Origin of the sequence: Cupriavidus sp. OV096 (assembly GCF_900115455.1) — a bacterium.
Classification (GTDB): domain Bacteria; phylum Pseudomonadota; class Gammaproteobacteria; order Burkholderiales; family Burkholderiaceae; genus Cupriavidus.
Genome location: NZ_FOWM01000016.1, coordinates 72,468 through 86,159, shown reverse-complemented (window position 1 = coordinate 86,159; position 13,692 = coordinate 72,468). Strand labels below are relative to the sequence as shown.

Sequence of the window (13,692 nt, the reverse complement as noted above, 5' to 3'; positions counted from 1 at the left end):
GGCAGGGCGGCGCCTTGCCCGCAAGCGTTGACTTTGTGCGTCATCCGGCCCGCCAGGCGTGGCGCCCTCAGGCAAAAGGCGGCATGATATGCGCGACTCCGACATGCCACGGCCCCCTTTGAACGCGCTGCTCAACAAGATCTTGCCCCCGCCCGGGCCACAACTGGACACCGAGACGCGGGCCAAGCTGCTTGCCACGGTGCACCGCGTTTCGCCCACCGGCATCGCCGCGTCGGTCCTGCTACCGTGGCTGACCGCCGCTGCCTTCTGGAGCGAGGCCAACCACTTCGCCCTGCTGGCCTGGTGCGCGATCATGGCGGTCCTGACCGCCGGCGGCACCTGGTTCTACCTTGGCTACCAGCGCGACGCCGGCAAAATGAGCCGTTCGGCGCACACGCGCAAGTGGTGGAACCACATGCGCGCGATTGCCTTCCTCACCGGCCTGACCTGGGGCAGCTCCGCGCTGCTCCATCTGTATTCCAGCTCCGTGGTGTTCTCGAGCGTGCTGTACCTGCTCACGCTCGGCGTGCTGGCGGGCGGCGCCACCTCGCAGTCGCCTATCCCGTCGAACCTTGTCTTCGCGGGCGTCCCGATCCTCGTGCCGAATGTCTTGCTGGCCGATTTCGCCTTCCCGAACCATGGCGGCTACGTGCAGGTGCTGCTCGCCCTGTACGCGCTGATGCTGGCGCGGCACGCGCTGAACCTGCAGCAGACGCTGGTGCGCGCCATCCAGCTGGAGAGCGAAAGCCGCCGGCTGGCCAAGCAGTTCCAGGAGGAAAAGGAGCGCGCGCTCCACGCCAGCGAGGAGAAATCCCGCTTCCTGGCCGCTGCCAGCCACGACCTGCGCCAGCCCGTGCATGCGCTGGTCATGCTCGTGGAAGCGTTGCGTGCGCGCAACCAGTCGAGCTCGCTCCATCCGCTGGTGGAGCAGGTGGCGGCCGGCACGCAGACCATCGACCTGCTGTTCCGGTCCTTGCTCGACCTCTCCAAGCTCGAAGGCCGCAAGGTGCTGCCGACGCTGGAGCCCTGCGAGCTGAGTTCGCTGATCAACGATGTCATGAGCCAGTTCGCCGCCGATGCGCGCGACAGCGGCCTGACCCTGAGCCCGCGCGTGCCGAGCGAGCTGTACGCGATGGCCGAGCCGGTGCTGCTGCGCCGCGCGCTGTTCAACCTCGTGCAGAACGCGCTGCGCTATACCAAGCGCGGCGGCGTGCTGGTGACGGCGCGGCAGCGGCGCAAGCACATCCGGCTCGAAGTCTGGGACACCGGCGCCGGCATCACGCCCGAGCACCTGCCGGACATTTTCTCGCCGTATTACCAGGTCCATAACCCGCAGCGCGACCCCTCGCAGGGCCTGGGGCTGGGTCTGGCGATCTTCAAGGAATGCGTGCGGTTGATGCGCGGCACCTACGGCGTGCGCTCGGTGCCGGGCAAGGGCTCGGTGTTCTGGTTCGCGCTGGCGCCGGTGCCGGCGGAGACCATCGAAGCCGTGCGCGCCATGCGCGCCAACGTCCAGGCGCAGGAGGCCAAGCCGGAACGGCTGCGCGGCACCGTGCTCGTGGTGGACGACGACAGCCAGATCCGCAAGGCCTGGATCGCGCTGATGGAGGCGTGGGGCATCCGCGTGGCCTGCGCCGCCCATGGCGCCGAGGCCGACGCGCTGTTCGCCAAGGGGCTGAAGCCGGACATCATCTTCTGCGACCTGCGCCTGCCCGGCAGCGAAAACGGGCTGGACCTGCTCGAACGCTGGCAGACCACGCAGCCCCAGGCGCGCAGCGCGCTGCTGACCGGCGACCTGAAATCGGCGGCGCTCCAGGCGGCCGAGGAGGCGGGCTACTTCGTGCTGCCCAAGCCGGTGGACCCGAGCAACCTGCGCATGCTGCTGCGGCGCTGGCTCCATCCGGCCTGATCGCTGTTCTGCAATGCAAAACGCCACCGCTAGGGGGGTGGCGTTATTGCTTGAAGATCCTACGATGAATTACTGGCGAAGCCGGAACCGTTCCATGCGCGACATGACCTGCATCCGCGTGCGCACGCCCAGCCGTTGCAGAATGGCGGAGACGTGCTCCTTGACCGTATTCTCGGTGAGGCCCAGCTTGCGGGCGATGACCTTGTTCGGCAGTCCTTCCAGCACCAGCGCGAGCACCGAGCCCTGGCGCGGCGTCAGGCCCAGTTCGGCCGGCGTCACGGGAATGCCGTGGGCGGGGCCGAAGGACTGGGAGCGGCCGGAGAGCGCCTCGTCGGTCGGGAAGCTGGTATCGCCGGCCAGCACTTTGCGCACGGCGGCCGTGAACGCGTTGGCATCGAGGTGCTTGCCCACGAAGCCGCAGGCGGAGAGCGCCCGCGCGCGGCCCACGATCTCTGGCGTGGCCTCGGCGGACATGAAGATGAAGCGCGCGCTCGGGATCACGGTCTTGAATGCCAGCATGGCATCGAAGCCGGTACCGTCGTTCAGCCAGATATCGAGCAGCACGATATCGGGGCGCAATCCCTGGTTTAGCGAGTGGAGGGCTTCCTTGGCACTGCCCGCCGCGTGGACGGCGACATCGGGCATCACCTCCGCGAGAAATGCGGTGGTGCCTGAGAGGGCCATAGGATGATCATCGACCACCAACAAAGTCGGTGCAGCGTTCGACATGCGTATTCCCGTCTAATTTCCCGTCTCGTCCTTGTTGTCACCTACTTGCACAGTGGCGCGTGGACGTAGTGACCACTCTATCAGAGCGGGGGAGGCGTCACAATCCATCACACAGGGGTATATGCATCGTACTGGGCGCCGCGCGCCCGCTCCGGAGGCCGGTTTCGCGTGAATTAAGTACCTAATGTGCTCGCTTTGCAAGCGTTTGGACCACAGCTTGGTAGAATCGCGCCGATGAAAAATATTGTGATCCTGATTTCCGGGCGTGGCAGCAACATGGAAGCCATCGTCCGGGCCTGCGCCGCGGAGCAGTGGCCGGGGCGCGTGGCGGCGGTGCTATCGAACCGTCCCGACGCCAGCGGTCTGGCGTTTGCGGGGGAACACGGCATTGCCACGGGCGTGGTGGACCACAAGCAGTACCCCGATCGTGCCGGTTTCGATGCGGCGATGCGCGATGCCATCGACGCGCACCAGCCCGATCTCGTTGTGCTGGCGGGCTTCATGCGCATCCTGACGCCCGAATTCGTGGAGCATTACGCGGGCCGGATGCTGAATATCCACCCGTCGCTGCTGCCCAGTTTCCCGGGTCTCCATACCCATCGCCAGGCCCTTGAGGCCGGCGTCAAGTTTCACGGGGCGACAGTCCATTTCGTCACTCCGGAGCTCGATCATGGTCCGATCGTGCTGCAAGCAGCACTCGATGTTCTGCCTGGCGACACTCCCGAGTCGCTCGCCACGCGTTTGCTCGACTGCGAGCATGTGATGTATCCCCGCGCCGTCCGCTGGTTTGTGGAAGACCGTCTGCAGGTACGAGACGGCGTGGTTCAAGTTCAACCGGCCGAACCGCAGTGGTTCCTGGCCCTCTCCGCTCCGGCGGCAGGCATCTCTCAATGAGTCGTAATCCCGCAACACCTCAGGACAAAAGCCAGCGTTCGCGCGGCAGCAAAGGCAAGGGCAGCCCGATCCGCATGGCCCCCACGCCGCGCCCGCAAGGGGTGGATGGCGCACATGGACGCTCGGGTAGCCTGCAGGCTTTCCACCTGCAACACATCGAACGGCTGCTGGGCAAGGTGCTGCTGTTCGCACGCCCGGCCGACGCCGTGGTCAGCTACTACTTCCGCGAGAACGCGAAACTCGGTCATCGGGATCGCGGCATCATTGCCGAGGCGATCTATGCAGTGTTGCGCCGACGCGTCGAATTCGGCCAATTCGCCGAAAGTGGCACCGGTGCGGCCACCCGCCGACTGGGCCTGCTGGGCCTCGCCGCGACGCTGGGCCGCGATGTCCTGAGCCCGTTCCTTTACCCGGATGAAGCCGAGTGGCTGGACCGTCTGACGACGATCGAGCGCTCCAGCCTCTCGCCGCGCGTGCGGGCGAACCTGCCGGAATGGCTCTACGACGACCTCGTCGCGCACCATGGCGAAGCCTTCACCACCGCCCTCGGCGATGCGTGGCTGCGTCCCGCGCCGCTGGATCTGCGCGTGAACACGGCCAAGATCTCCCGCGAAGAAGCGCTGGCCGAACTGGAAACGGCTGGCATCGCCGCCGAAGTCGCCCCGATGTCGCCCGCCGGCATCCGCCTCAAGGGCAAGCCCGCGCTGAACCAGTTGCCGCTGTTTATCAACGGCGGCGTGGAAGTGCAGGACGAAGGCAGCCAACTGCTGTGCCACCTCGTGGCGCCCAAGCGTGGCGAGATGGTTGTGGATTTCTGCGCCGGCGCGGGTGGCAAGACGCTGTCGCTGGGCGCCGCCATGCGCTCGACCGGCCGGCTCTACGCCTTCGACGTCTCCGAGAAGCGTCTGGCCAACCTGAAGCCGCGCCTGGCGCGCAGCGGGCTGTCGAACGTCCATCCGGTGCTGATCGATTCCGAACGCGACGCCAAGATCAAGCGTCTGGCTGGCAAGATCGACCGCGTACTGGTGGATGCGCCTTGCAGCGGCCTCGGCACCCTGCGCCGCAACCCGGACCTGAAGTGGCGCCAGTCGCCGGAGTCGGTGGTTGAGCTGACCGCGAAGCAGTCGGCCATCCTTGACTCGGCGGCCCGCCTGGTGAAGGGCGGCGGACGAGTCGTATATGCGACTTGCAGCGTGCTGGAAGCTGAAAACGAGGCAATCGTCCGCGATTTCCTGGCAACCCACGAGAATTTCCGCCTCGTGCCGGTGGCTGAAGTGCTGGCCGAGCAAAAGATCGAAGTGCCCCAGTTGCCGGCAGAAGGCGGCATGTTGGCGCTGTTTCCGCATATCCATCAGACCGATGGCTTCTTCGCGGCGGTGTTGGAACGCACCCGATAAGCCCCGGCGCCCATGGAGCATTCCGGATTTGGCAAGATGCTGGACGACCTGCTCCGCGATGCAGGCGGGCCGGGCTTCTTCTGGCAGCTTGGGGTGCTGGCCGCCTGCCTGGTGGTGGCATGGCCGCTCGCGCGCCATGTGACCCGCCGGCTGGAAGCGCGCTACGAATCCTCGAGTTTCTCGCTCCGGCTGGCCGCCGTCAGCCTTGAGCGGGCGATGTTTCCGCTGATTGGCTGGCTGCTGGTCCTGGCCGCGCGCTTCGCGCTGGCGCCGTTCCTGTCGATCAGCGTGCTGCGGCTGGCGCTGGTGCCGCTGTTCGGCATCACCTCGCTTTATGTCGGCTTCTATATCCTGCGGCGCGTATTGTCGGGCAACGGGCAGTTGCACGGCATGCTGGTGCTGGTGGAGAAGGTGCTGACCACGGTGGTCTGGCTCGGCATGGCGCTGTACGTGCTGGGCGTGCTGTCCGACGTGATGGCGTGGATGCATGCGGTGCGCTTCTCGATCGGCGGCAAGCACGACGTCAGCCTGGCCAGCACGCTGATGGCCGTGGTCTGGATTCTGCTGACCGTGCTCGCGGCGATGTGGTTTGGCTCGTGGCTCGAGGAGCGGCTGATGCGCGCGCCGAGCCTCGATTCGAACCTGAAGGTGGTGCTTACGCGCATCGCCAAGGCGTTGCTGCTGCTGGTGTCGCTGCTGCTGAGCCTGTCGCTGGTCGGCATCGATCTGACCGTGCTGTCGGTATTCGGCGGCGCGCTGGGCGTGGGCCTCGGCCTGGGCCTGCAGAAGATTGCCAGCAACTACATCTCGGGCTTCATCATTCTGCTGGACCGCTCGGTCAAGCTCGGCGACCAGATCACGGTGGACAAGTACACCGGCATCGTCTCGCAGATCCGCACCCGCTACACCGTGGTGCGTAATGGTGACGGCGAGACGCTGGTGCCGAATGAGCAACTTGTCGCCCAATCGGTGCAGAACCATTCGTTTTCAGGGACAAATGTGCGCGTAGCGACACGCGTGCAGGCCGACTACGCCGCCGACCCCGAAACGGTGATCACGCTGCTCCAGGATTGCGTGCGCGGCCTGCCGCGTGTGCTGCCCGAGCCGGCCCCGGCTGCGTTTCTTGTCATGTTTGCGGACAGCGGCATCGAGTACGAGGTGGCGGTCAACATTGCCGACCCGCAAAACGGCAAGCTCGGGGTGCAATCGGCGATGAATCGTGCTATTTGGCGCACTTTCCGCGAACATGGCATCGCGATCCCGTATCCCCAGCGGGAGATGCGCGTGCTGGCATCCCAGGCGGCGCCTGCGCCACCCCTCGCATGAAAGGGGAACGAAAGCCATAGGGGGCACTCAAAGTCGGGGAAAAAGCGGATGTTCGAGTGGCGCCGATCCGGTAGAATACCGGGTTGACGCGCGCTTGCAGAGCAAGCCGCAGCCCCACACAAAACAGCCGCCAGATTGCAGCGGCTCGTGCCTTCGCCCGGCTCCCATACTGTTTCGACAGGTTGCGCCAGGCGCCAGTAATAATCGCAATCGCCTGATTTCGCAGTCTTTTTTCTGCGCGTTCGCCGTGCCGCACCATTGTGCCGCGCTGCAAGACCTTCGATTCACAGACGGAGAACAGTTTGTTCGACTCAATTCTTGACTGGGCCGCCAACGGCCTTGCCAACTGGTCCTGGTGGGAGATCGTGATCTTCACCCTCGTGGTGACGCATATCACGATCGCCGGCGTGACCATTTTCCTGCACCGCTGCATGGCGCACCGGTCGCTGGACCTGCACCCAATTGCGCAACACTTCTTCCGCTTTTGGCTCTGGCTGACGACGGGCATGGTGACCAAGGAATGGACCGCCATCCACCGCAAGCACCACGCCAAGTGCGAGACCGAGGACGATCCGCACAGCCCGCAGACCCGCGGCATCCGCAAGGTGCTGCTGGAAGGCGCGGAGCTGTATCGCGAGGAAGCCAAGAACAAGGAAACCGTCGCCAAGTTCGGCCATGGCACGCCTGACGACTGGGTCGAGCGCAACGTGTACTCGCGCTTCGCCTGGCAGGGCGTTGGCCTGATGCTGATCATCGACGTGGCGCTGTTCGGCGTGATCGGCCTGTCGGTCTGGGCCGTGCAGATGCTCTGGATCCCGATCCACGCGGCCGGCATCATCAACGGCCTGGGCCACTGGTGGGGCTATCGCAACTACGATTGCGAGGATGCTTCGACCAACGTGTCGCCGTGGGGCTTTATCATCGGCGGCGAAGAGCTGCACAACAACCACCACACGTATCCGACGTCGGCCAAGTTCTCGATCAAGTGGTACGAGATCGATGTGGGCTGGTGGTACATCCGTGCGATGCAGTCCGTGGGCCTGGCCAAGGTCAAGAAGACCCCGCCCAAGGCGCGTCTGGTGGATGCCCGCCCGGTGGACCACAACACGCTGGAAGCGATCATCGCCAACCGCTACGACGTTATGGCGCGCTACGCCAAGGCCGTGAAGAGCGCATACAACGAGGAACTGGAGAAGCTGAAGGAAGGCCGTGCGGCCGACTACAGCCACTTCAAGCTCGCCCGCAAGTGGTTCCATCGCGAGGAAGGCAAGCTGGCCGCGCCGCAGCGCCAGCAACTGGCCAGCATCGTCGAGCAGAACAAGGCGCTGCATACCTTCGTGGAAATGCGCCGCGAACTCGCCGCGATCTGGGGTCGTTCGAGCCTCACGCGCGAGCAGCTGCTCCAGCAACTGCAGGCGTGGTGCCATCGCGCCGAAGCCAGCGGAATCCAGGCCCTGCAAGAGTTTTCGCTGCGCCTGCGCCGGTACGCCTGATACAATTCTCGTCGCGCCCGCATGGTAAAAGCCCCGCCCCTGGCGGGGCTTTTCTTTTCGCTACACTCCCCCATGTCCAGGTCAGACCGCGTGCTTCCAAGCGCGGCGGCCCACGGGTGCCCCGAGGAGTACTGCTGAGATGACCCCACAAACGATCAAGTCCATCGAGTTCGAGAAACCGAACCTGACGGATACCGAAAGCGCAGCCGGCGGCAGTTGCGTGGCCCATGCCTGGGCCAAGGTACCGCCCGCGCTGACCCCCGACGAGCGCCAGGCACTCAAGGCCCGCATCCGCAAGCTGCTCAAGGAGCGCAACGCGGTGCTCGTGGCGCACTATTACGTCGATGCCGACCTGCAGGACCTGGCCGAGGAAACCGGCGGCTGCGTGTCGGACTCGCTGGAAATGGCGCGCTTCGGCCGCGATCATGCGGCTCAGACGCTGGTCGTGGCCGGCGTGCGCTTCATGGGCGAGACCGCCAAGATCCTGAGCCCCGAGAAGACCATCCTGATGCCGGACCTCGACGCCACGTGCTCGCTGGATCTCGGCTGCCCGGCTGACGAATTCTCGGCATTCTGCGACGCCCACCCGGATCGCACGGTGGTGGTCTATGCCAATACCAGTGCGGCCGTGAAGGCCCGTGCGGATTGGATGGTGACGTCGAGCATCGGCCTGAAAATCGTCGAACATCTACACGCGCGCGGCGAGAAAATTCTTTGGGCACCGGACAAGCACCTCGGCGGCTACATCCAGAAGGAAACCGGCGCCGACATGCTGCTGTGGCAGGGCTCCTGCCTGGTGCATGACGAGTTCAAAGGCATCGAGCTGGACCTGCTGCGCAAGGACTATCCGAATGCCAAGATCCTGGTGCACCCGGAATCCCCGGCCAATGTGGTGGCGCAGGCGGACGTGGTGGGTTCCACGAGCCAACTGATCGCGGCGGCCCAGCACCTCGACGCCAACGAGTTCATCGTGGCCACCGACAACGGCATCCTGCACAAGATGCGGATGGCCGCGCCGGGCAAGCACTTCATCGAGGCTCCCACGGCCGGCAACAGCGCCACCTGCAAGAGCTGCGCGCATTGCCCGTGGATGGCCATGAATGCGCTGACCAATCTGGCCGAAGTGCTGGAAACGGGGCGCAACGAGATCCAAGTGGACCCGATCATCGGCCAGCGCGCCGTTACCTGCATTGATCGGATGCTCAACTTCGCCGCGCAGCAGAAGGCCAATGTGCGGCCGGCCAGCGATCTGGCCCAGACGGGCGCGCTGTTCCAGGGAGTGGGCCCGGCATGACTGTGAATTCCGTGTTCGATAGTTACGGCCCGGCGCTGCCCGCGGCGCTGGCAGCCAACGTGCAGGCCGCGATTGCCGAGGATGTGGGCACCGGCGACCTGACGGGCCTGCTGATTCCGGCCGACAAACCCGTGCAGGCGCGCGTGATCGTGCGCGAGAGCGCGGTGCTGTGCGGCCAGCCCTGGTTTGAGGCGTGTATGGCGGCCGTCGATGCGCGGCTCCAGGTGCGCTGGCTCAAGGAGGAGGGCGCGCGGATGGCCCCCGATGATGTGGTGTGCGAGATTGCCGGCCCGGCCCGTGCGCTGCTGACGGCGGAGCGGCCATCGCTGAACTTCCTGCAACTGCTGTCCGGCGTGGCCACGGCCACCCGGCGCTATGCGGATCTGATTGCCGGCACGCGGGCCCGCGTGCTCGACACCCGCAAGACGCTGCCCGGCCTGCGCCTGGCGCAGAAGTACGCGGTGCGCATCGGCGGCGGCGAGAATCAGCGGCTGGCGCTCTATGACGGCATCCTGATCAAGGAAAACCATATCGCGGCGGCGGGCAGCATCACGGCGGCCATGCAGGCTGCGCTGGCGCTGGGCACGGACGCCTCGGTGCAGATCGAGGTGGAGTCAATCGCCGAACTGGAAGAGGCACTCGCTGCCTGCGCCAAATCGGTCCTGATCGACAACTTTACGGTGCCGATGATGCGCGAAGCGGTGGAAATCAACCGTGGTCGGGCGCTGCTGGAGGTGTCGGGCGGCGTCAATGCCGAGTCGATTCGGGAATTCGCCGAAACGGGCGTGGACCGGATCTCGGTGGGCGCGCTGACCAAGGATGTGCGCGCGACCGACTATTCGCTGCGGATCGTTGGGTAACGCGCAAAGCGCATCGCAAAAGGGAAGGGGCCGTATCGGCCCCTTTTTCACGTCTGTTTTACGACTTTTGCTTGTTCTGTCGATGCTGCGCCGCGCGGCCCAGCAGCGGCTGGAGCACGGTCGGCAACGCCTTGGGCAGCGTGTCGGGGTAGTCGCGGCTGAAGTGGAGGCCCCGGCTTTCGTGGCGCGAGTACGCGCTGTCGACGATCAGCGCCGCCACTTCGACCAGATTGCGCAGTTCCAGCAGGTCGCGCGTGACGCGGAAGTTGGCGTAGTACTCGGCAATTTCCTCGCGTAACAGACCAATCCGGTGCTGGGCGCGCTCGAGGCGCTTGTCCGTGCGGACGATGCCGACGTAGTTCCACATCATGCGGCGCAGTTCGTCCCAGTTGTGGGACACCACCACTTCCTCGTCCGCATCGGCCACGCGGCTGGCATCCCAGGCGGGCAGGCTGATATCCGGCGCGCCGGCCTTGTCCTGCCGGGCGATGTCCTCGGCGGCTGCGCGACCGATCACCATGCATTCGAGCAGCGAGTTGGAGGCCAGCCGGTTTGCGCCGTGCAGGCCGGTGCAGGCGGTCTCGCCCACGGCATAGAGGTTCGACAGGTCCGTGCGACCCGCAGTGTCGGTCACCACGCCGCCGCACGTGTAGTGGGCGGCCGGTACCACGGGAATCGGCTCGCGGGTGATATCGATGCCCAACTCCAGGCAACGTGCGTAGATCGTCGGGAAATGTTCCTTCAGGAACGCTTCCGGCTGGTGCGTGATGTCGAGGTAGACGCAGTCGAGGCCGCGCTTCTTCATCTCGAAGTCGATCGCGCGCGCCACCACGTCGCGCGGTGCCAGTTCGGCACGCGGATCGTGGTCGGGCATGAAGCGGGTGCCGTCGGGCAACTTCAGCAGGCCACCTTCGCCACGTACCGCCTCGGAAATCAGGAACGACTTGGCGTAGGGGTGGTAGAGGCAGGTCGGGTGGAACTGGATAAATTCCATGTTCGACACCCGGCAGCCGGCGCGCCACGCCATGGCGATGCCGTCGCCGGTTGCGGTGTCGGGGTTGGTCGTATAGAGATAGACCTTGCCCGCGCCGCCGGCGGCCAGCACCGTGTGGGTGGCCGTGATGGTACGCACGGCGCCCGTGGTGTCGTCGAGCACATAGAGGCCGTAGCAGCGGTTGCCTGGCAGGCCGAGCTTGGTGGCCGTGATCAGGTCGATCGCGAAGTGGTCCTCGATGATCGTGATGTTCGGGTGCTGGCGTGCCTGCTCGGTCAGCGTGGTGACCACGGCGTGGCCCGTGGCGTCCGCCGCGTGGATGATGCGGCGCCGGCTGTGGCCGCCTTCGCGCGTCAGGTGGAAGCCCAGTTCTGCCTGGGCATCGCGGGTGAAGGGCACGCCCCGGTCGATTAGCCACTGGATGGCCTCGCGTCCATGCTCCACGATGTAGCGCGTCGCGCCTTCGTCGCACAGGCCGGCGCCGGCGACCAGCGTGTCCTGCGTGTGTTCGTCGTGGCTGTCGCCGGAGTCGAGCACTGCGGCGATGCCGCCCTGGGCCCAGTCGCTGGCGCCATGCGTCATGGCGCGCTTGCTGAGGATGACAACCCGGTGGCTATCGGCCAGTTGCAGCGCGACGGTGAGGCCGGCCAGCCCGCTGCCGACGATCGCGACGTCGAAGTTCATGGTGCAGGGTTCGCGCGGAGCGAATGCGCGTCAGGGAAAGCTGGAAAGTGTACACCCGCATACCGGTTCGCGGACGCCCCAGCCCTTGCCGCATAAGGGTTTGCGGTCAATAAAAACGGGCAACAAAAAACCCCGCGAAGCGAGGTGCTCGGCGGGGTTCTTCATCGGAGACCGGATCAATTACTTGATCTTGGTTTCCTTGTAAGGCACGTGCTTACGGGCGACGGGATCGAACTTCGAGATCTCCATCTTTTCCGGCATGGTGCGCTTGTTCTTGGTGGTCGTGTAGAAATGACCCGTACCTGCGGTCGATTCCAGCTTGATCTTGTCGCGTCCGCCTTTGCTGGCCATGTTGTACTCCTATTTAGACTTCGCCGCGTGCGCGCAGGTCGGCGAGCACGGAGTCGATGCCTTTCTTGTCGATCAGGCGCAGGCCGGCGTTCGAGACGCGCAGGCTCACCCAGCGGTTTTCCGATTCAACGAAGAAGCGGCGATTCTGCAGATTGGGCAGAAAACGGCGCTTGGTCTTGTTGTTTGCGTGGGAAACGTTGTTGCCGACCATCGGCGCTTTCCCGGTCACTTGACAGACGCGTGCCATGAAGCACTCCTAAATCTTATTCGTGGACAATGTTCGCAACAGATCAACAAAAGGCGCGCGGGCCCGGACTGCAGCGGATTGAGACTTCAGCAAAACGAACATTATAGACCGGAAACGACTGGCGAATCAACGCCTTCCGCGCTGAGGGGAAGACTTAGTGTTGTGCCGCAGGTTTGCCGTGCTGCCGGGATCACGTGGACGCGCTCACGTGGGCGGGACGGCGGGCAGCCGGTCATGCTCGGCGAACGAATAGATATCGCTGCCGGCGACAATGTAATGGTCCAGCAGCCCGATGTCCAGCACGGCGAGCGCCCGGGCGAGGTGCCGTGTGGTGGAAAGGTCAGCGAAGCTGGGTTCTACGGGGCCGTGCGGGTGGTTGTGGGCGACGATGACATGGGCGGCGTTGTATGAAAGCGCTTCGCGCGCCACTTCTCGTGGATAGACCGTGACGCCACCCAGGGATCCGCGTCCAAGCTCTACATTGGCGAGCAGGCGGTACGCACTATCCAGATAGAGGGCGATGAAGACCTCGTGCGGCAGGCGCGACAGCGTCAGCCGCAGGTAGGCGCGGACCGCGCGCTCGGAATCCAGGCCGCGCGGGGCCTTGAGCGTCTCGGCCAGCGCGCGCCGGGTCAGTTCCGGCACCACGCGCAGCTGGGCCTGCTTGGCGGCGCCCATGCCCTTGATCGTGGCAAGGGTATCGGTATCTGCGGCAAACAGCCGCGTCAGCGAGCCGAAGCGCCCCAGCAGCTCCCGGGCGAGGTCCACGGCGCTCTTGCCGGGGCTGCCCACACGTAGGAAAACAGCGAGTAATTCGGCGTCGGACAATGCTCCCGGGCCGCCCAGCGCCAGCTTTTCGCGGGGGCGCTCCTGGGCGGGCCAGCGGGGAATTGGCAGCATCGACATCGAATCGTCTCCAGAAATTGCCACACTAACTGTCATGCCGGCTGCGACGGAGGCCGGCGGCAGACGGGCCAGTCGAATACAATACGGGTTGTTGACCGGTTGATCACCCATGAATTTGCAAACTTTTGCGTCAGAAGCGGAAGGCGGCGGCGCGGCTGCCCGCAAGACAGTCCTGGCGGACTCCTTCCTGACCCTCCACTACAGCATCTCCCTCGAGAACGGCACCGAAGTCGTGAGCACGTTCGAGGAAAAACCCGCCACGCTGCTGCTTGGCCAGGGCCAGCTCGCGCCCAACCTCGAGGCGGCGCTGCTCGGCATGCCCGAGGGCCAGCGCATGACTTACCGCCTGGCGCCGGAGCATGCCTTCGGCCCGCGCAACCCCGAACTGCTGCAGTGGGTCTCGCTGGCCACGCTGCGCGAGAACAGCTCGTTCGAGGAAGACTATTCGCCCGGCGACCTCGTGGAATTCAATGCACCGAACGGCGGCAAGTACGCCGGCGTGCTAAAGGAATTCGGCGAGACCGCCGCGCTGTTCGACTTCAACCACCCGCTGGCCGGACAGACCATCCTGTTCGATGTCCAATTGATCGGAATTCTCTGATGTCAGC

At 65.2% G+C, this 13,692-nt stretch carries 13 protein-coding genes; 8 read left to right on the top strand and 5 right to left on the bottom strand.

The annotated features are described in order from the left end of the window. Nucleotides 1-103: 103 nt before the first annotated feature. On the top strand, nt 104-1,909 hold the full coding sequence (locus BM115_RS25080; RefSeq protein WP_092301064.1) for an ATP-binding response regulator: 1,806 nt from the start codon (nt 104-106) through the stop codon (nt 1,907-1,909). Nucleotides 1,910-1,978: 69 nt separating this feature from the next. Here BM115_RS25080 and BM115_RS25075 read toward each other — a convergent pair whose 3' ends face one another. Next, on the bottom strand, nt 1,979-2,638 hold the full coding sequence (locus tag BM115_RS25075; RefSeq protein ID WP_092300966.1) for a response regulator: 660 nt from the start codon (nt 2,636-2,638) through the stop codon (nt 1,979-1,981). Nucleotides 2,639-2,872: 234 nt separating this feature from the next. On the opposite strand from BM115_RS25075, the gene purN reads away from it, so the two are divergent. The 6 genes from purN to nadC all read left to right on the top strand — a co-directional run bounded on the left by purN (nt 2,873) and on the right by nadC (nt 9,902). Continuing rightward, nucleotides 2,873-3,532: a phosphoribosylglycinamide formyltransferase gene (gene purN, locus BM115_RS25070; RefSeq protein WP_092300963.1), complete on the top strand. Its 660-nt coding sequence runs from the start codon at nt 2,873-2,875 to the stop codon at nt 3,530-3,532. Next, a complete protein-coding gene (locus tag BM115_RS25065) occupies nt 3,529-4,929 on the top strand; it encodes an RsmB/NOP family class I SAM-dependent RNA methyltransferase (RefSeq protein WP_092300960.1) in 1,401 nt (466 codons plus the stop codon). The genes purN and BM115_RS25065 overlap by 4 nt, the downstream gene beginning before the upstream one ends. Before the next feature lie 12 nt (nt 4,930-4,941). Next, on the top strand, nt 4,942-6,255 hold the full coding sequence (locus BM115_RS25060; RefSeq protein ID WP_092300957.1) for a mechanosensitive ion channel family protein: 1,314 nt from the start codon (nt 4,942-4,944) through the stop codon (nt 6,253-6,255). Between the two features lie 302 nt (nt 6,256-6,557). Continuing rightward, the gene (locus BM115_RS25055) at nt 6,558-7,748 is read left to right on the top strand and encodes a DesA family fatty acid desaturase (protein ID WP_092300954.1); all 1,191 of its coding nucleotides are present in this window, start codon (nt 6,558-6,560) and stop codon (nt 7,746-7,748) included. Between the two features lie 139 nt (nt 7,749-7,887). Continuing rightward, a complete protein-coding gene (gene nadA / locus BM115_RS25050; RefSeq protein ID WP_092300951.1) occupies nt 7,888-9,042 on the top strand; it encodes a quinolinate synthase NadA in 1,155 nt (384 codons plus the stop codon). After that, on the top strand, nt 9,039-9,902 hold the full coding sequence (gene nadC, locus BM115_RS25045; RefSeq protein WP_092300948.1) for a carboxylating nicotinate-nucleotide diphosphorylase: 864 nt from the start codon (nt 9,039-9,041) through the stop codon (nt 9,900-9,902). The genes nadA and nadC overlap by 4 nt, the downstream gene beginning before the upstream one ends. Before the next feature lie 58 nt (nt 9,903-9,960). Here nadC and nadB read toward each other — a convergent pair whose 3' ends face one another. From nadB to radC, 4 genes are all read right to left on the bottom strand, one after another. Beyond that, entirely contained in the window at nt 9,961-11,580 is a 1,620-nt protein-coding gene (gene nadB / locus BM115_RS25040) for an L-aspartate oxidase (RefSeq protein ID WP_092300945.1), read from the bottom strand. Between the two features lie 180 nt (nt 11,581-11,760). Beyond that, nucleotides 11,761-11,931 (bottom strand): 50S ribosomal protein L33, encoded by a 171-nt coding sequence (rpmG, locus tag BM115_RS25035; RefSeq protein ID WP_008644909.1) that lies wholly within the window; start codon nt 11,929-11,931, stop codon nt 11,761-11,763. Nucleotides 11,932-11,944: 13 nt separating this feature from the next. Beyond that, nucleotides 11,945-12,178: a 50S ribosomal protein L28 gene (rpmB, locus tag BM115_RS25030; RefSeq protein WP_006575661.1), complete on the bottom strand. Its 234-nt coding sequence runs from the start codon at nt 12,176-12,178 to the stop codon at nt 11,945-11,947. Nucleotides 12,179-12,382: 204 nt separating this feature from the next. Continuing rightward, nucleotides 12,383-13,075, bottom strand: a complete 693-nt coding sequence (gene radC / locus BM115_RS25025; protein WP_092301061.1) for a RadC family protein — start codon at nt 13,073-13,075, stop codon at nt 12,383-12,385. A 118-nt stretch (nt 13,076-13,193) separates the two neighbouring features. Between radC and BM115_RS25020 the strand changes: the two genes are divergently transcribed. Continuing rightward, entirely contained in the window at nt 13,194-13,685 is a 492-nt protein-coding gene (locus tag BM115_RS25020) for an FKBP-type peptidyl-prolyl cis-trans isomerase (protein WP_092300942.1), read from the top strand. Nucleotides 13,686-13,692 lie beyond the last annotated feature (7 nt).